This is a genomic window from Streptomyces sp. MRC013, assembly GCF_023614235.1.
Classification (GTDB): Bacteria; Actinomycetota; Actinomycetes; order Streptomycetales; family Streptomycetaceae; genus Streptomyces.
Genome location: NZ_CP094264.1, coordinates 3,879,843 through 3,895,849, shown reverse-complemented (window position 1 = coordinate 3,895,849; position 16,007 = coordinate 3,879,843). Strand labels below are relative to the sequence as shown.

At 76.2% G+C, this 16,007-nt stretch carries 14 protein-coding genes and 2 pseudogenes; 11 read left to right on the top strand and 5 right to left on the bottom strand.

Annotated elements, in window-relative coordinates; all coding sequences use genetic code 11:
• The first annotated feature begins 22 nt into the window (after positions 1-22).
• From LUW75_RS17690 to LUW75_RS17675, 4 genes are all read left to right on the top strand, one after another.
• A complete protein-coding gene (locus tag LUW75_RS17690; protein ID WP_250336483.1) occupies positions 23-946 on the top strand; it encodes an ACP S-malonyltransferase in 924 nt (307 codons plus the stop codon).
• 23 nt (positions 947-969) lie between these two features.
• On the top strand, positions 970-1,971 hold the full coding sequence (locus tag LUW75_RS17685) for a ketoacyl-ACP synthase III (RefSeq protein WP_250336482.1): 1,002 nt from the start codon (positions 970-972) through the stop codon (positions 1,969-1,971).
• 85 nt (positions 1,972-2,056) lie between these two features.
• On the top strand, positions 2,057-2,305 hold the full coding sequence (locus LUW75_RS17680) for an acyl carrier protein (protein WP_010475373.1): 249 nt from the start codon (positions 2,057-2,059) through the stop codon (positions 2,303-2,305).
• A gap of 66 nt (positions 2,306-2,371) precedes the next feature.
• Positions 2,372-3,634 carry a beta-ketoacyl-[acyl-carrier-protein] synthase family protein gene (locus LUW75_RS17675; protein ID WP_250336481.1) on the top strand — a complete coding sequence of 421 codons (1,263 nt, stop codon included), beginning with the start codon at positions 2,372-2,374 and terminating at the stop codon, positions 3,632-3,634.
• A 104-nt stretch (positions 3,635-3,738) separates the two neighbouring features.
• Here the strand turns inward: LUW75_RS17675 and LUW75_RS17670 are convergent, their stop codons facing one another.
• Entirely contained in the window at positions 3,739-4,233 is a 495-nt protein-coding gene (locus LUW75_RS17670; protein WP_250336480.1) for a DUF3145 domain-containing protein, read from the bottom strand.
• A 192-nt stretch (positions 4,234-4,425) separates the two neighbouring features.
• Between LUW75_RS17670 and LUW75_RS17665 the strand changes: the two are divergent.
• Positions 4,426-5,398 (top strand): annotated as a pseudogene (locus tag LUW75_RS17665) (SGNH/GDSL hydrolase family protein).
• Here LUW75_RS17665 and LUW75_RS24710 read toward each other — a convergent pair.
• The gene (locus tag LUW75_RS24710; RefSeq protein ID WP_349816433.1) at positions 5,362-5,904 is read right to left on the bottom strand and encodes a fibronectin type III-like domain-contianing protein; all 543 of its coding nucleotides are present in this window, start codon (positions 5,902-5,904) and stop codon (positions 5,362-5,364) included. The pseudogene LUW75_RS17665 and the gene LUW75_RS24710 overlap by 37 nt on opposite strands.
• A 102-nt stretch (positions 5,905-6,006) precedes the next feature.
• Here LUW75_RS24710 and LUW75_RS17660 point away from each other — a divergent pair.
• Positions 6,007-7,217, top strand: a pseudogene (locus LUW75_RS17660) (pyroglutamyl peptidase); the annotation flags it as partial.
• 7 nt (positions 7,218-7,224) lie between these two features.
• Complete coding sequence (locus LUW75_RS17655) at positions 7,225-7,947, top strand: carbon-nitrogen hydrolase family protein (RefSeq protein ID WP_250336479.1); 723 nt, start codon at positions 7,225-7,227, stop codon at positions 7,945-7,947.
• Between the two features lie 10 nt (positions 7,948-7,957).
• Here the strand turns inward: LUW75_RS17655 and LUW75_RS17650 are convergent, their stop codons facing one another.
• Together LUW75_RS17650 and LUW75_RS17645 are read right to left on the bottom strand one after the other, a co-directional pair.
• Entirely contained in the window at positions 7,958-8,773 is an 816-nt protein-coding gene (locus LUW75_RS17650) for an EI24 domain-containing protein (protein ID WP_250336478.1), read from the bottom strand.
• Between the two features lie 245 nt (positions 8,774-9,018).
• Complete coding sequence (locus tag LUW75_RS17645) at positions 9,019-10,038, bottom strand: NADP-dependent oxidoreductase (protein ID WP_250336477.1); 1,020 nt, start codon at positions 10,036-10,038, stop codon at positions 9,019-9,021.
• A 90-nt stretch (positions 10,039-10,128) separates the two neighbouring features.
• On the opposite strand from LUW75_RS17645, the gene LUW75_RS17640 reads away from it, so the two are divergent.
• Positions 10,129-10,566 carry a MarR family winged helix-turn-helix transcriptional regulator gene (locus LUW75_RS17640; protein ID WP_250336476.1) on the top strand — a complete coding sequence of 146 codons (438 nt, stop codon included), beginning with the start codon at positions 10,129-10,131 and terminating at the stop codon, positions 10,564-10,566.
• Positions 10,567-10,570: 4 nt separating this feature from the next.
• Here the strand turns inward: LUW75_RS17640 and LUW75_RS17635 are convergent, their stop codons facing one another.
• The gene (locus tag LUW75_RS17635; protein WP_250336475.1) at positions 10,571-11,377 is read right to left on the bottom strand and encodes an SCO2400 family protein; all 807 of its coding nucleotides are present in this window, start codon (positions 11,375-11,377) and stop codon (positions 10,571-10,573) included.
• A gap of 527 nt (positions 11,378-11,904) precedes the next feature.
• Here LUW75_RS17635 and LUW75_RS17630 point away from each other — a divergent pair.
• From LUW75_RS17630 to LUW75_RS17620, 3 genes are all read left to right on the top strand, one after another.
• On the top strand, positions 11,905-12,948 hold the full coding sequence (locus LUW75_RS17630) for a rod shape-determining protein (protein WP_250336474.1): 1,044 nt from the start codon (positions 11,905-11,907) through the stop codon (positions 12,946-12,948).
• Positions 12,949-13,072: 124 nt separating this feature from the next.
• Positions 13,073-14,542, top strand: coding sequence for an acyl-CoA synthetase (locus tag LUW75_RS17625; RefSeq protein ID WP_250336473.1), 1,470 nt, complete (start codon positions 13,073-13,075; stop codon positions 14,540-14,542).
• Entirely contained in the window at positions 14,535-15,875 is a 1,341-nt protein-coding gene (locus tag LUW75_RS17620) for a carboxyl transferase domain-containing protein (protein WP_250336472.1), read from the top strand. Before LUW75_RS17625 ends, LUW75_RS17620 begins: the two co-directional genes overlap by 8 nt.
• The last annotated feature ends 132 nt before the right edge of the window (positions 15,876-16,007 follow it).

The window sequence follows — 16,007 nt, the reverse complement described above, 5'->3', positions numbered from 1 at the left end:
GTCCACAAGAGAGAGTGTGAGGGTGCTCGTACTCGTCGCTCCCGGCCAAGGCGCTCAGACGCCCGGCTTCCTGACCCCCTGGCTCGATCTTCCGGGCGCCGCCGACCGCGTCGGCGCGTGGTCGGAGGCCATCGGACTGGACCTGGCCCACTACGGCACGAAGGCCGACGCGGAGGAGATCCGCGACACGGCGGTCGCCCAGCCCCTGCTGGTGGCCGCGGGCCTGCTCTCCGCCGCCGCGCTCGGCGAGGCCGTCCCGGACGCCGTCGCGGGCCACAGCGTCGGCGAGATCACCGCCGCCTCCTTCGCGGGCGTCCTCGACGACACGGCGGCGCTGCGCCTGGTGCGCGCCCGCGGCCTGGCGATGGCCGAGGCCGCCGCCGTGACCCGCACCGGCATGTCGGCGCTGCTCGGCGGCGACCCCGAGGTCACCGTGGAGCACCTGCGGGGGCTCGGCCTGACCGCGGCGAACGTCAACGGGGCCGGCCAGATCGTCGCCGCCGGCACCATGGAGCAGCTGGCCGCGCTGGCGGAGGACAAGCCCGAGGGCGTTCGCCGCGTGGTACCGCTCAAGGTCGCCGGCGCGTTCCACACGCACCACATGGCACCTGCCGTGGCCAGGCTGGAGGAGGCCGCACGGGACCTCGCCCCGGCGGACCCGAAGGTCGTCTACGTCTCCAACAAGGACGGGCAGACCGTCGCCACGGGTGCCGACGTCGTCACCCGGCTGGTGGGCCAGGTGGCCAACCCGGTCCGCTGGGACCTGTGCATGGAGGCGTTCCAGCGGCTGGGCGCGACCGCGCTGGTCGAGGTGTGCCCGGGCGGCACGCTGACCGGTATCGCCAAGCGGGCCCTCCCCGGCGTCAGGACGCTCGCGCTCAAGACCCCCGACGACCTCGAGGCGGCACGGGCGCTCATCGCCGAGCACGCCGGCGTCGTCTCCTGAACCGGAGCAAGGAGCCGTAGAGCATGGCGAAGATCAAACCCAGCAAGGGCGCTCCGTACGCGCGCGTCATGGGTGTCGGCGGTTACCGCCCGAGCCGGGTCGTGCCGAACGAGGTGATCCTGGAGAAGATCGACTCGTCGGACGAGTGGATCCGCTCGCGCTCCGGCATCGCGACCCGCCACTGGGCGTCGCCCGAGGAGACGGTGACCGTGATGTCGGTCGAGGCGGCGGGCAAGGCCCTCGCGAACGCCGGGATCGACCCCGAGCAGGTCGGAGGCGTCATCGTCTCCACCGTCTCGCACTTCAAGCAGACCCCCGCGGTCGCCACCGAGATCGCCGACAGGCTCACGCCGAGCAAGCCGGCCGCGTTCGACATCTCGGCGGGCTGCGCGGGCTTCGGCTACGGGCTGACGCTCGCGAAGGGCATGGTCGTCGAGGGCTCCGCCGAGTACGTCCTCGTGATCGGCGTGGAACGGCTCAGCGACCTGACCGACCTGGAGGACCGGGCCACCGCCTTCCTGTTCGGCGACGGCGCGGGCGCGGTCGTGGTCGGCCCGTCCCGGGAACCGGCGATCGGCCCGACCGTCTGGGGCTCCGAGGGCGACAAGTCCGAGACCATCAAGCAGACCGTGCCGTGGACGGACTACCGCGACGGCACGGTGGAGCGGTTCCCCGCCATCACGCAGGAGGGCCAGGCGGTGTTCCGCTGGGCCGTCTTCGAGATGGCCAAGGTCGCCCAGCAGGCGCTCGACGCGGCCGGCATCACCGCGGCCGACCTGGACGTCTTCATCCCGCACCAGGCCAACATGCGGATCATCGACTCGATGGTGAAGACGCTGAAGCTGCCGGAGCACGTCACGGTCGCCCGCGACGTGGAGACCACCGGCAACACCTCGGCCGCCTCGATCCCGCTCGCGATGGAGCGGCTCCTGGCGACCGGGCAGGCGAAGAGCGGTGACACCGCGCTCGTCATCGGCTTCGGGGCGGGGCTCGCCTACGCCGCGACGGTCGTTACCCTCCCCTAGGCAACCCGGTCCGGTCTCCGTACCGGACCGGAACGTCGTCACATCCTCTGCCAAGCACAGAGCTACACACTGAAGGAGCGCCAACATGGCCGCCACCCTGGAAGAGATCGTCGAGGGTCTCGCCGAGATCGTCAACGAGATCGCCGGCATCCCCACCGAGGACGTCGAGCTCGACAAGTCCTTCACGGACGACCTGGACGTGGACTCCCTGTCCATGGTCGAGGTCGTCGTCGCCGCCGAGGAGCGCTTCTCGGTGAAGATCCCGGACGACGACGTCAAGGGCCTCAAGACCGTCCGCGACGCTGCCGAGTACATCCTCAAGCACCAGGCCTGACCGGTTCGCCACCCGGCGGTGGCGCCGTATTCACGCATACCTCATACACGTGGAGAAAGAATTCCTGTGAGCCCGACCAATCGCACCGTGGTCGTCACCGGTATCGGCGCAACCACACCGCTGGGTGGCGACTCCGCCTCGACCTGGGAGGGACTGGTGGCCGGACGTTCCGGCGTCAGGCACCTCGAAGGCGAGCCCTTCGCCGACCTGCCCGTCAAGATCGCGGCCCGGGTGGCCGTGGAGCCGCTGGAGGTCCTGCCGCGGCCGCTGGCCCGCAAGCTGGACCGCTCCGCGCAGTTCGCGGTCATCGCCGCGCGCGAGGCGTGGGCCGACGCCGGTTTCTCCGGCCCCGCCGGCGAGGACGGCGGGGTCCGTCCGGAGCGGCTCGGTTCCGTCGTCGCCTCCGGCATCGGCGGTGTGACCACCCTGCTCGACCAGTACGACGTGCTGAAGGAGAAGGGCGCCCGGCGGGTCTCGCCGCACACGGTGCCCATGCTCATGCCGAACAGCCCCTCCGCCAACGTCGGCCTGGAGGTGAACGCCCAGGCGGGCGTGCACACCCCGGTGTCGGCTTGCGCGTCGGGCGCCGAGGCGATCGGCTACGCCGTCGAGATGATCCGTACCGGTCGCGCCGACGTGGTCGTGGCGGGCGGCACCGAGGCGGCCATCCACCCGCTGCCCATCGCGGCGTTCGCCAACATGATGGCGATGTCCAAGAACGAGGGCGAACCCGGAACGGTCTCCCGCCCGTACGACAAGGCCCGCGACGGCTTCGTGCTGGGTGAGGGCGCGGGTGTGGTCGTCCTGGAGTCCGCGGAGCACGCCGCGGCGCGCGGTGCCCGCGTCTACTGCGAGGCGCTGGGGCAGGGCCTGTCCGCCGACAGCCACCACATCGCGCAGCCCGAGCCCACCGGCCGGGGCATCGCCGCCGCCCTGCGGAACCTGCTGGAGTCCACGGACCTCAAGCCGTCGGAGGTCACCCACCTGAACGCGCACGCCACCTCGACGCCGCAGGGCGACGTCGCCGAGGTGAAGGCGCTGCGCAACGTCCTCGGCGAGGACCTCGACCACGTCGCGATCTCCGCGACCAAGTCGATGACGGGCCACCTGCTGGGCGGTGCCGGCGGCATTGAGACCGTCGCGACGGTCCTGGCGCTGTACCGCCGCACGGCCCCGCCGACCATCAACGTCGACGACCTGGACGAGGAGGTCGACGCGGACATCGTGCGCGACGAGCCCCGGGCGCTGCCGGAGGGCACGATCGCGGCGATCAACAACTCGTTCGGCTTCGGCGGCCACAACGTGGTCCTCGCCTTCCGCACGGTCTGACGCCCCGTACGACGCGAAGAGGGGCCCCCGCGGCGGGGCCCCTCTTCGCGTGCCGGGAGGCCGGAACCGGAGGGACCGGGAAGCGGGGACCGGGTCCGCAGGGTTCAGACGACCTGGTGGAGCCAGCGGACCGGGGCGCCCTCGCCGGCGTACCGGAAGGGCTCCAACTCGTCGTCCCAGGGCTTGCCGAGGAGTTCGGCGACCTCGGCCTCCAGCCGCGTCTCGCCCCGCGCGGAGCGGACGAGGGCGGCGCGCAGCCGGTCCTCGGGGACCATGATGTCGCCGTGGACGCCGATGACCGCGTGGAAGATGCCCAGGTCGGGGGTGGCGCTGTAGCGCTCCCCCTCGGCGGCGGGGCAGGGTTCGGCGGTCACCTCGAAGCGCAGCATCCGCCAGCCGCGCAGGGCGGAGGCCAGCTTCGACGCGGTGTCCGGCTCGCCCCTCCAGGAGAACTCGGCTCTCCACGTGCCCGGTGAGGCCGGTTGCCGGATCCAGTCGAGCTGGGCCCTCGTGCCGAGCACCCCCGCGACCGCCCATTCGACGTGCGGGCACAGCGCGCGCGGCGCGGAGTGGACGTACAGGACTCCACGTGTCGTCACCGGGACCTCCAGTGTGGGACGAGGTTCGCCTTCTCCCAGCGGCCTCAGTAAACAGCACCGGGAACGAAACTCCGCAAAACGGACAGCTTGTGACGTGATGTAATTTACCGGAGTCGGTCGGTCGGGCGCCTCTGGTTCGACGGGGAAAAGCTACCGTGCGCCGGGGTGCGGGGGATGGCGTACGGTCGGTCCGTGGTCCCTCGACACGAAGCCTTCACCCGCCGGGACGGCGGCCCCCCGCCCCGGCCCGGTACCGCTCCCGCCGCCGGCCGTGCCCGCCGCGGTACCGCTCTCGCGACGGCCCTGATCTGCGGCGCGGCCCCTGTCCGGATGCGCCGCCGCCGAGGACGGCGGCGGCGCGGGCGCGGCGCGGCGCACCGCTCCGGCGCGGCCCGCCCCCTCCCCCGCGTCCCTCTGGAACCCCCGGCCCGCGTCCGTCGCCGCGGTCGGCGACTCCATCACGCGCGGCTTCGACGCCTGCGAGTTGCTGGAGGACTGCCCGGAGGTGTCGTGGGCCACCGGTTCGGACACCCGGGTGAACAGCCTGGCCCTGCGGCTGCTGGGCGCGCCCGCGCTCGCGTCCCGCAGCTGGAACCTGGCCCGGTCGGGGGCGCGCGTCGCCGAGCTGCCCGCGCAGATGGAGCGGGCGGCGGAGAAGAAGCCCGGTCTGGTGGCGGTGATGGTGGGGGCGAACGACGCCTGCCGGCCGTCCGCCGACCTGATGACGCCGGTCGCGGAGTTCCGGGCGTCGTTCGAGGCGGCGATGGCCCGGCTGCGGCGGACGGCGCCCCGGGCGCAGGTGTACGTGGCGAGCGTCCCGGACCTGCGGCGGCTGTGGTCCACGGGGCGGGGGCACCCGGTGGGGCGGCGGGTGTGGTCGCTGGGCGTCTGCGCGTCGATGCTGGCCGACGCCCACGACCTGGGTCCGGCGGCGGAGGAGCGCCGCGAACGGGTGCGCGGGCGGGTCGTCGCCTACAACGAGGTGCTGCGGGACGTCTGCGCCCGCGACGAGCGGTGCCGGCACGACGGGGGTGCCGTCTTCGCGTACGCCTTCGACGAGACGCAGCTGAGCCACTGGGACGTGTTCCACCCGGGCCGGGACGGGCAGGGGAAGCTGGCGGAGATCGCCTACCGCGCCGTCACGTCCGGGCCGCCCCCCGCGTAGGCTCCGGCGCGCGGGCCGCGGGAATCCGCTCCCCCGGCGGTGCGGCGGCGCCCTCCGGCCCGCCCGGCCGATCCGTCCGACGGGGTGTCAGTCGACGTCGAGGACGGCGGTGAGGGGGTGTCGGCGAGGGAGCGGCCGGGAACGGTGGTCCAGGCACCGGTCTCCTCGTCCCAGAGGTCGAAGGCGCGGGGTGCCGGCCGGATCTCCGCCTCCACCCGGGCCCCGGGCTCGGCCCGCACGCCCGCGAAGCCGACCAGCCGGCGGGCGGGGCGCCCCGCCGGGTCGCCGAGGGGGCCGCGTACACCCGGACGACCTCGCGGCCGGGGCGGGTGCCCGTGTTGCGGACCGTGGCGGGGGTGACGGCCGGGGACTCGTACTCCCAGGTGGTGTAGCCGAGGTCGTGGCCGGAGGGGTGGGCGGGCGCGGGCCCGCGCGGCCGGAGGGGTGGAAGGGTCAAGCGGGGGGATGGTGGCGTGGGTTGCCGGGGGCCGGGATACTGCGGGCACCCGACGGAAGGACTCCCGTGCCACGGATACGCACCACCGCCCCCGCCCTGGCCCTCGCGGCCGTCGCCGCCGCCCTCTCCCTCGGCGCGCCCCCCCGCGCCCGCCGCCGCGTCCGCCACCGCACGAGGCCCGGCCGCCGTACGGGACCCGGCCGCCGCGGAGGGGCCCGCCGCCGAGGAGGCCCGGCTCGACCGGGGCGTGCCGCGGGAGATCCTGCGGCGTTCCGGGTTCGACGGCGAGGCGCCGCGGTTCGCCGCCGCGCTGCGCGGCGCGGGATCGTACGCGCAGGCCGAGCGGGTCGTCGTACGGCACGGCGCGGCGCTGTGGCGGCGGGCCGTCGACCGGGCGCAGGGCCGGGGGCCCGCGGGCGGGGACCTGGCGCGGGGGGACGACCGGCCGCTGTACTGGGCGCGGCTCGGCATGACCCGCGAACTGCGCGGCTGGGAGCCCCCTTCGGCCTTGCGCGGGAGGCGCGGGAGCGGTTGCTGGACCGTCTGGAGTCGGCGTCGCGCGGCCAGGACGCGATCGGCTTCCCCCGCGGCCGGGGCGTCAGGCGCGTGCTGATGACCGGGTTCGACCCGTTCACGCTGGACCGGGACATCCGGATCGGCAACCCCTCGGGGGCCGCGGCCCTCGCCCTGGACGGGACGCTGCTGCGCACGCCGGACGGCGGGTGGGCGCGGGTGGAGGCGGCGGTCTTCCCGGTGCGGTGGCGGGACTTCGCGGACGGCGCGGTCGAGCGGGCGCTGCGACCGCACCTGCCGCACGTGGACGCGTTCACGACGGTCAGTCAGGGGCGGGTGGGCCGTTTCGACGTGGAGCGGTACAACGGTGCCTGGCGGGGCGGGTCCCCGGACAACGAGAACGTCTCCGCGACCGGCCCCGTCCCGGTCGGCGACCCCGCGTCGCGACCGCAGTGGACGGTCACGAGCCTGCCGTACGCGGCGATCACCGCGGCCGCCACGGGCCCGTTCCCGGTGTACGACAACACGCAGGTGACCGAGGTGCCGGCGGGCGGGAGCGAGCCGGTGGTCCGGGCGGACGGGCCGACGCCGGGCTCGGCGGCCCGCGCGGGCGGGGGCGGTGACTACCTGTCGAACGAGATCGCCTACCGGGCCACGCTGCTGCGCGACCGGCTGGGCCTGCCGGGCCTGCCGGGCGGGCACGTGCACACGCCGGTGCTGCGGTTCGGGACGGGCAACACGGAGGCGGTGGAGGACCCCGAGCTGGTGCGGAACCGGGCGGCGATCACGGCGCAGGTCCGCGCGATCATCGCGGTCGCGGTCGGGGAGTCCCGCGCCGGACGTGGATAATCACCATATGATCGTTTCAGCGGCCCAGTTCACCGCCGTCCCCGGCGACATCGGCGCCAACGTCCGGACGATGGCGGAGACGGTCCGCGCGTCGGCCGGGGCCCGGGTGGTCGTCTTCGCCGAGCTGGCCCTCACGGGCTACGAACCGGCCCTCATCGCCGCCGACCCGGGCCTGTGGCTGACCGCCGACGACCCGCGCCTCGACCCGGTGCGGGAGGCGTGCCGCGCGGCCGGCGCGGCGGCCGTGGTCAACGGACCGGCGCCGGGCCGGGAGCGGGGCGGACGGCGGCCGTACCTCACCTCGTACGTGATCGGCCCGGACGGGGCGACGCTGGCGCGCTACGACAAGCAGCACCTGTACGAGGCGGAACGCGAGGTGTTCGCGGCGGGCACCGCCGACGGGCGGTTCACCCTCGACGGCCACCGCTTCGCACTGGCCACCTGCTTCGACAGCCACTTCCCCGAGTCGGGCGAGCGGGCGGCGGCGGACGGCTGCCGGGTGTACCTGGCGAGCTCCCTGTACGGGACGGGCGACGGCGTCCGCGAGCGGGCGACGGTCTACCCGGCCGTCGCCCGGCGGAGCGGACTGCACGTGGTCCTCGCCAACCACGTGGGCGCCGCCGGGTCCTGGACCGGCTGCGGGCGCAGCGCGGTGTGGGGCCCGGACGGCGGGCTGCTGGCCGAGGCGGACCCGGTCGAGCCGGGGCTGGTGCGCGCCGCCGTCGGCTAGCGGGCGGGCGTCAGTCCTCGCGGAGCCCGTGCGGGGCGGGGGCGGGCGCCCCCGGTCCGGCGGCGGGCCCGGGGTGCGGTGCGTCCTCGGGGTCGGGCGCCAGCTCGCGGGCCATCAGGGTGGCGCCCGCGACGGCTCCCGGCATGAGCAGGACGGCGACGAACGGCACCATGTACGCGAGGGTCAGGGGCACGCCGAAGCCGAGGGCCATCATGCGGCGGCCGCGCAGCAGCCGCAGCCGCTCCTTCAGTCCGAGGCGGCGGCGCTGGAGCGCGACGGCGGTCAGCTCCTCGGTGAGGAAGTACCCGGAGACGCAGAAGCCGAGCACGGGGACGGCGGTCTGGCCGATCACCGGGACGAACCCGAGGGCGAACAGCAGGACCCCGTAGAACGCGACCCGCAGGACGATGCGCAGGCTGTCGCGGGCGGAGATCCACAGCCCGCGCCAGAACGGCAGGCCGGTCCCCGGGACGCGACCGCCCTCGGAGCGGTCGACCGCCTCGGAGAGCGATTCGTAGAAGGGCTGTCCGACCAGCAGCGTCACCGCCGTGAAGGTGATCACCGCGAGGAACAGCGCGAGGACGAAGAGCAGGGCGGTGAGGAAGCCCCGGAACAGGTCCCGCCAGTACGACGGCCAGCCGTCGGCGAAGGAGGTCGCCCACCCGGTCAGGTCGCCGGCGCCGTAGAGGAGGCCGACCAGCGCGGCGGCGTACAGGACGAGCGTCACGAGGCCGGGCAGCAGCCCGAACCCGAGCCAGCGGCCGTGCCGGCCGACCCATCGCTGGCCCTGCAGGAGGAAGCCGAAGCCTTTGCCGAGATCACGCATGAGATCACCCTATCCGGGGGCGGCACCGGCGGTTCTCCGGCCATCGCCGCTTCGGAAGGGGCGGGACCGGGGGCGCCGCTCCCCGTGCCGGCTTCCGCCGCGGCCCTGGGGCCGGGCACGGCGGCGTTCCCCCGCGGGCGGCCGCGCCGAGCGGTGGGCGCGGCCGCCCGGAGGGGGCCGGCGGGCGGAGGGGGCTAGCGGGCGGAGGGGGCTAGCGGGCGGAGGGGGCTAGCGGGCGGAGGGGGCTAGCGGGCGAGCGAGACGATCATCTTGCCGATGTTGTCGCCGCGCAGCAGGCCGAGGAAGGCGTCCACGCCGTTCTCCACGCCCTCGACGACCGTCTCGCGGTACTTCAGGGCGCCCGAGCGCAGCCAGCCGGAGACCTCCTCGACGAAGCGGGGCCGGAGGTCGGAGTGGTCGCTGACCAGCATGCCCTGCAGGCGCAGCCGCTTGCCGATGACCTGTGTCAGATTGCGCGGGGCGGGGGTGGGCTCCGTGGCGTTGTACTGGGCGATCATGCCGCAGACGGTGACGCGGCCGTGGACGTGGAGCGAGGAGATCGCCGCCTCCAGGTGCTCGCCGCCGACGTTGTCGAAGTAGACGTCGATGCCGTCGGGGGCGGCGGCCGCCAACTGCCGGGCCACCGGACCGTCCTTGTAGTTGAAGGCGGCGTCGAAGCCGTACTCCTCCAGCAGCAGCGCGACCTTCTCGTCGGAGCCGGCCGAGCCGATCACCCGGGAGGCGCCCCTCAGACGGGCCATCTGGCCAACCTGGCTGCCGACGGCGCCGGCCGCCGCGGAGACGAACACGGCGTCGCCCTCCTTGAAGGAGGCCGTCTCGAAGAGGCCCGCGTAGGCGGTCAGCCCCGTCATGCCGAGCACGCCCAGGTAGGCCGTGAGGGGCGCGAGGGAGGCGTCGACCCGGACGGCGTGCTCCGCCCCGACCTCGGCGTACTCCCGCCAGCCCAGGCCGTGCAGCACGTGGTCGCCGACCTCGAAGCCCTCGGCGCCGGAGGCCACGACCTCGCCGACCGCGCCGCCGTCCATCGGGCGGTCCAGCCGGAACGGCGGGACGTAGGACTTCACGTCGTTCATCCGGCCGCGCATGTACGGGTCCACCGAGAAGTGGAGGTTGCGGACGAGGACGCGGCCCTCGCGGGGCGCGGTGACGGGCACCTCGCGAAGCGCGAAGTCCTTGGGGACGGGCAGGCCGTTCGGGCGGGAGACGAGGTGCCATTCACGGCCGGACGTCGGGAGTGCGGACATGCTGCATGCCTCCGGAATATGTTTCGCTACCTGAAACAACCATGCTCCTCGATATTTCACCCTGTCAAGCAACGGGGTAGGCTGGAGGGCATGGCCAGCACACGCACGGACCCGCTCACCCGCGAGGTCGTGGAGCTCATCGGCACGGTCGTGGCCCGCTATCACGACGAGTACGAGCAGGCCGCCGCCCGGCACGCGCTGACCGGTGCGCAGGCGCGCGTCCTGAGCCTGCTCGCGCTGGAGCCGCTGCCGATGCGGCGCATCGCCGTGTCGCTGCGGTGCGAGCCGTCCAACGTGACGGGCATCGTCGACCGCCTGGAGGCCCGGGGCCTCGTCGAGCGGCGCCCGGATCCGGCCGACCGCCGCGTCAAGCTGGCCGCTCCGACGGAGGAGGGCCGGGCGACCGCGCGCCGGCTGCGGGACGCCCTGGACTTCGCCCGGGAGCCGCTGGCCGGCCTCTCCGCGGCGGAGCGGGCCCTGCTGCGGGACCTCCTCCGCCGCATGCTGGGCGAGCCTCCGGCGCCCTGATCGGTCAGATGCACCACCAGAGCCAGCGCGTGCACGTCTGCGACGGCTCGGGGGCCGGGGTGGGCGTCGGGGTGGGGGCGGGAGCGGGCCCGCCGGTCTCGGTCGGCCGTGGGTCCGGATCGCCGCCGGGGGGCGGGGAGGCGTCCGGGGCCGGTTCCGAGGCGGACGGGGGCGCGTCCGGCTCCGCCGGACCCCTCGACCCGCCCCTGCCGGGTTCCCCGGCACCCCCGCCGCCCTCGTCGGAGCCGGTTCCGGAGCCGGGTACGGCCCCGGGGCCCGGTCCGCCGACGGCGCCGGAGACCGCGGGCCGGGGCGCGCCGGAGGCGCCGCCGTCACCGGCCCCGGCCGACGGGGCGTCCGCGGGGCCCGACGCGGAGGGCGTCGCCCCCACCTCACCGGGGTCGGCCGCGGCGGCCCCGCTCCGCGAGGGATCGGGCAGCGGGGCCGGCAGGGCCACGTCCTCCTGCCGCACGGAGGTCGCCGGCCCGCCCCCGTCCTCCACCGCCACCTCGGCCAGGCTCAGGGCGCCCGCCGCCAGCACGAGGCCGGTCACCGCGGTCAGCACGGCGCGGCCCGGCCGCCGCCGCGCCCGGCGGCCGCCCGCCGACCGGGCCGCCCGCCCGGCGCGGCGGGGGGCGCGGGGGCGGCGGGGGTCCGCGGGCGGCGCCTCCTCGTCCCGGGTCAGCTCGAAGACGTGGTCCGCCGCGGGCGTTCCGGGGTCGCCGCGCCGCAGCTCCTGGGCGGGCCTCCCGCACCCGGCGCAGGCCAGGGCCCCGTTGAGGTGCCGCCGGCACTCGTGGCAGTAGTCCATGGCGCACGCAGAGTATGCGCCGTACGAGTACCGCGACCGGGGGAGGATGTGAAGATTCCGTGTGGAATGTTTCCTTCCGGCGCGCCTGTCGCACGGGGTGCGCCGGATGTGCGTGGACCTGTGCGGATGCACGTGCGTGTGCGTGCGTCCGCTCCCGGGCCGCGCCCTGCGGCTCCCTCACCCCGTACGCCCGAGGCTCTCCCGGCCCGCGCCCCGCGGGCCCCGGGCACGGACGGCGTCGCCCCGGTGCCGCCCGAGGGGCGCCCCCTCCCGGCCGCGGACCCCTCCGGCGCGCCCCCGCGTCCCCGCCGCCGGAGTTCCGGGCGCGCCTGCGGCGCCCCGCCCCCTCCCGTCACGCGGTCCGTCCACCGCGGCGCGGCCGACGCTCCGGCCCCCGTACCGCCGGGGAGGGCGCCCCCGGCCTGACCGTCCGTCAGGTCCGTACGCCCGACCGGCCCAGCCCAGCGCGCGCGGCGCCCGGGGCCGCCGGACGATGCAGACACACACCGCTCCCGGGAGGATCCGCCGTGACCGTCAGTCTCGAACAGCTGCGCCGCTGCCACGTCGCCGTCGACCTCGGGGCCGCCAGGACCCGCGTCTTCGTGAAGGGGGCGGGGCTCGTGGTGGACGAGCCGAGTGTGGCCGCCGTGAACACCCGCACCGGCGCGCTGATCGCGGTCGGCGAGTTCGCCGAGCGGATGACGGGCCGCACCCCCGGCTACATCCGGGTCGTCCGCCCGGCGTCGGGCGGCAGCGTCGTCGACATCGAGATGGCGCAGCGGATGCTCCGCACCCTGCTCGGCGAGAAGCTCCGCCGCCAATTGCGCCGCAAGCCGCTGCTGCGCGCCGCCGCCTGCGTCCCGCACGACTGCGACCCGCTCGCCCAGCGCGCGACCGTCGAGACGCTGGTGGGGCTGGGCGCCCGGCGGGTCGAGCTGGTGGACACCCTGATCGCGGCGGCCGTCGGCTGCGGACTGCCGGTGGCGCAGCCGACCGCCACCATGATCCTGGTCTGCGGGGCGGCGACGACCCAGGTGGCCGTGTTGTCGCTGGGCTCGATCGTCACCGCCGAGCGCATCCCGGTCGGCGGCCACGCCATCGACCACGCGGTCATCCAGTACCTCCGCCACCAGCACCAGCTGATGCTGCCCAGCCAGTCCGTACGGCCGCTCCACCTGGCCCTGCACGGCAACGGCCTCACCGCCCAGGGGCCCGCCTCCACGGAGATCCACGGACGGGACGTGGCCACGGGCCTCGCACGGTCGGTCGTCGTGGAGACCGCCGCCGTGCGCCAGGCGATCCACGCGCCGCTCACCACCGTGCTCGACGGCCTCGGCAGGGTGCTGCGCGACTGCCCGCCCGACCTGGTCGCCGACCTCGCGGAACGCGGGATCACGATGGTCGGCGGCAGCGCGCGGCTCCCCGGCCTCGACCAGATGCTGCACGACGCGACCGGGATGCCCGTGCGGATCGCGGACCGCCCGGACGTCTGCGCGGTCCTGGGGCTGGGCGAGATGCTGGAGGGCCGGGTCGAGCCGCTCATGCTGGACCCGCTGGCGGGCACCCGCTGAGCCCGCCTCCGGCACAGGCCCCGGGCCGCCGGCGAGGCCGCCGCGCGGCCCGCCCCCCGGCGCGGCCGCCGCCTGCTGGGACCATGGCGGGACAGCCCGTGCAGCCATGCGAGGAGGACGACCCGTGAGTTCCCTCTTTCCGGCGCTCGCCGCCGGCCCGGACGGCCTCCGGCCGGCTCTGCGGTTCGGCGAACACGCCCTGACGTACGGCGAGCTCCGCGCGGCCGCCGGGGCCCTGGGACCCCGCCTGGCCGGCGCCCGGCGGGTCGCGGTGTGGGCGACGCCCTCGGCGGGGACCGCCGTCGCGGTGGTCGCCGCGCTGCTCGCCGGAGTCCCGGCCGTACCGCTCAACCCGCGCACCGGCACGCGCGAACTCGCCCACATCGTCGCCGACAGCGCGCCCTCCCTGGTGCTCGCCGCACCCGGCGACGACCTGCCCGCCCCGCTCGCCGGACTGCCGCGCGTCGACGTCGCCCCCCACGCGCGCGGGGACGGCCCGGACGCGCGGCCGCCCGCCGAACCCGGTGCCGAGGCACCCGCCCTGATCGTCTACACGTCCGGGACGACCGGTCCGCCGAAGGGCGCCGTCCTGCCCCGCCGCGCCCTGGCCGCCTCCCTGGACGCCCTCGCCGACGCCTGGGCGTGGACCGCGGACGACGTCCTGGTCCACGCCCTGCCGCTGTTCCACGTCCACGGGCTCGTCCTCGGCGTCCTCGGCCCGCTCCGCCGGGGCGGGAGCGTCCGGCACCTCGGGCGGTTCACCACCGGGGGCGTGGCGCGCGAACTGGCGGCCGGCGGGACCATGCTGTTCGGCGTGCCCACCATGTACCACCGCATCGCGGAGGCGCTCGGCACCGACGAGGATCTGACCGGGGCGCTCGCGGGCGCCCGGCTGCTGGTCTCCGGCTCCGCGGCGCTGCCGCCGTCCGACCACGAGCGGATCACCGCCGCGACGGGGCGGCGGGTGGTGGAGCGGTACGGCATGACGGAGACGCTCATGCTGTGCGCCGTCCGGGTGGGTCCCGACGGGGCCGCGCGGACGCACCGCCCCGGCTCCGTCGGCACGCCCCTGCGCGGCGTCGGGCTGCGGCTGGTGGAGGACGACGGGACGCCGCTCACCGCGTACGACGGGGAGACGATCGGCGAGGTGCAGGTGCGCGGTCCGAACCTGTTCACCGGCTACCTGAACCGGCCCGACGCCACGGCCGCCGCGTTCGACGGGGACTGGTTCAGGACCGGGGACATGGCCGTCCGGGACCCGGACGGTTCGCTGCGGCTGGTGGGCCGCAGGGCCACGGACCTCGTCAAGAGCGGCGGCTTCAAGATCGGTGCCGGCGAGGTCGAGAACGCGCTCCTCTCCCATCCGGGCGTGCGGGAGGCCGCCGTGACCGGCGAGCCGGACGCGGACCTGGGCGAGCGGGTCGTGGCGTGGGTCGTGCCGGCGGACCCGGCCGCGCCCCCGCCCGCCGGGGAGCTGGCCGACCACGTGGCGGCGCAGCTCGCCCCGCACAAGCGGCCGCGCGCCGTCCGCTACCTGGAGGAACTGCCCCGCAACGACATGGGCAAGGTCATGAAGCGGGCGCTGCGTGGCTGAGGCGGCGGCCCGGCCGACGGCGCGCGCGGCGATCGCGCTGGCGGTGGACGCGTTCACGGAGCACGCCCCGCCCCCGCCCGGCTCCCCCGCGGCGCCGGACGGCCCGCTGGCGTGGGAGGGGTACGGCGCGGCGCGCGCACGGGCGGCGGAGCGGACCGGCGAGAGCGAGTCCGTGGTGTTCGGCGAGGCGGAGGCGGCGGGGACGCGGTGCGCGGTGCTGGCGTTCGAGTTCGGCTTCCTCGGCGGGTCGCTGGGCGAGCGCGCCGGGGACCGGCTGTGCGCCGCGTACCGGCTGGCGCGGGAGCGGCGCGTGCCGCTGATCTCCCTGGTGGCGACGGGCGGCAGCCGAATGCAGGAGGGCATGGTCGCGCTGACGCAGCTGCAGCGGGTGGCCCGCGAGTCGGTGCTGCTGCGCGAGGCGGGCGTGCCGCACGTCTCCGTGCTGCGGGACCCGGCGACCGGGGGCGGCTGGGCGACGGTCGGGGCGGGCGCGGACGTCGTGCTGGCGCTGCCCGGCGCGCAGGTCGGGTTCGCCGGGGCGCGGGTGCGGCCCGCGGACGCGGACCCGTCGGCGTACACGGCGGAGGGGCAGCTCGCGGCGGGCCACGTCGACGCGGTGGTGCCCGCCGGCGGACTCCGCGCGGCGCTGGGGCACTGGCTCGCCGCGCTGACCCGGCCCGCGCCCGGCACGGTGCCCCCGCCGACGCTCCCGGGCGGCGCCGGCGGACTGCCGGAGAGCGGCTGGGAGGCGGTGCGGCGGGCGCGCGACGCGGCGCGGCCGCGCGCGCAGGCGTATCTGGAGGCGTACTTCGAGGAGCGGTTGCCGCTGGTCGGCGACCGGTGCGGCGGCACGGACCCCGGCATGCTGTGCGGGGTGGGGCTGCGCGGCGGGTACGGCGTCGCGTACGCGGCGCAGTGCGGTACGGCGACGCGGCCGGCCGGGTACCGCACGGCCGCCCGGGTGATCCGGCTCGCGGACCGGCTGGGCCTGCCGGTGCTGACGCTGGTGGACACACCGGGCGCGGCCAACGACGCGGAGGCGGAGCGGGCCGGCGCGGGCGCGGCCGTCGCGGAGGTGTTCGCGGCGGTGGCCGGGGCGCGGGTGCCGGTGACCACGCTGGTCGTCGGGGAGGGCGGCTCGGGCGGCGCGCTGGCGCTGGCGGCGGCCGGCAACACCTGGGTGGCGCGTGACGGCTACTTCTCGGTGATCGCCCCGGAGTCGGCCGCGGCGATACTGAAGCGCCCGCCGGAGGAGGTCCCGCGCACCGCCGGGCAGCTGCGGCTGCGCCCGCAGGACCTGGTGGAGCTGGGGGTCGTGCGCGGCATCGTGTGAGGCGCCGGTGCCCGCCGCGCCGGCCGGCGCGGGATCCGCCCCGCGCGGCGGGACCCCGCGGCCGTGACGGACGGACCGCGATCCGCCACGGCGCCCTCCGCGTGTTCCGTCAACGCCCCTGTCACATAAGGG

Bases quoted from the DNA above. Each gene is read 5' to 3' on its own strand.
- LUW75_RS17685 (WP_250336482.1), top strand. From the start codon at position 970: ATGGCGAAGATCAAACCCAGCAAGGGCGCTCCGTACGCGCGCGTCATG.
- LUW75_RS17680 (WP_010475373.1), top strand. From the start codon at position 2,057: ATGGCCGCCACCCTGGAAGAGATCGTCGAGGGTCTCGCCGAGATCGTC.
- LUW75_RS17655 (WP_250336479.1), top strand. From the start codon at position 7,225: ATGATCGTTTCAGCGGCCCAGTTCACCGCCGTCCCCGGCGACATCGGC.
- LUW75_RS17650 (WP_250336478.1), bottom strand. From the start codon at position 8,773: ATGCGTGATCTCGGCAAAGGCTTCGGCTTCCTCCTGCAGGGCCAGCGA.
- LUW75_RS17645 (WP_250336477.1), bottom strand. From the start codon at position 10,038: ATGTCCGCACTCCCGACGTCCGGCCGTGAATGGCACCTCGTCTCCCGC.
- LUW75_RS17640 (WP_250336476.1), top strand. From the start codon at position 10,129: ATGGCCAGCACACGCACGGACCCGCTCACCCGCGAGGTCGTGGAGCTC.
- LUW75_RS17635 (WP_250336475.1), bottom strand. From the start codon at position 11,377: ATGGACTACTGCCACGAGTGCCGGCGGCACCTCAACGGGGCCCTGGCC.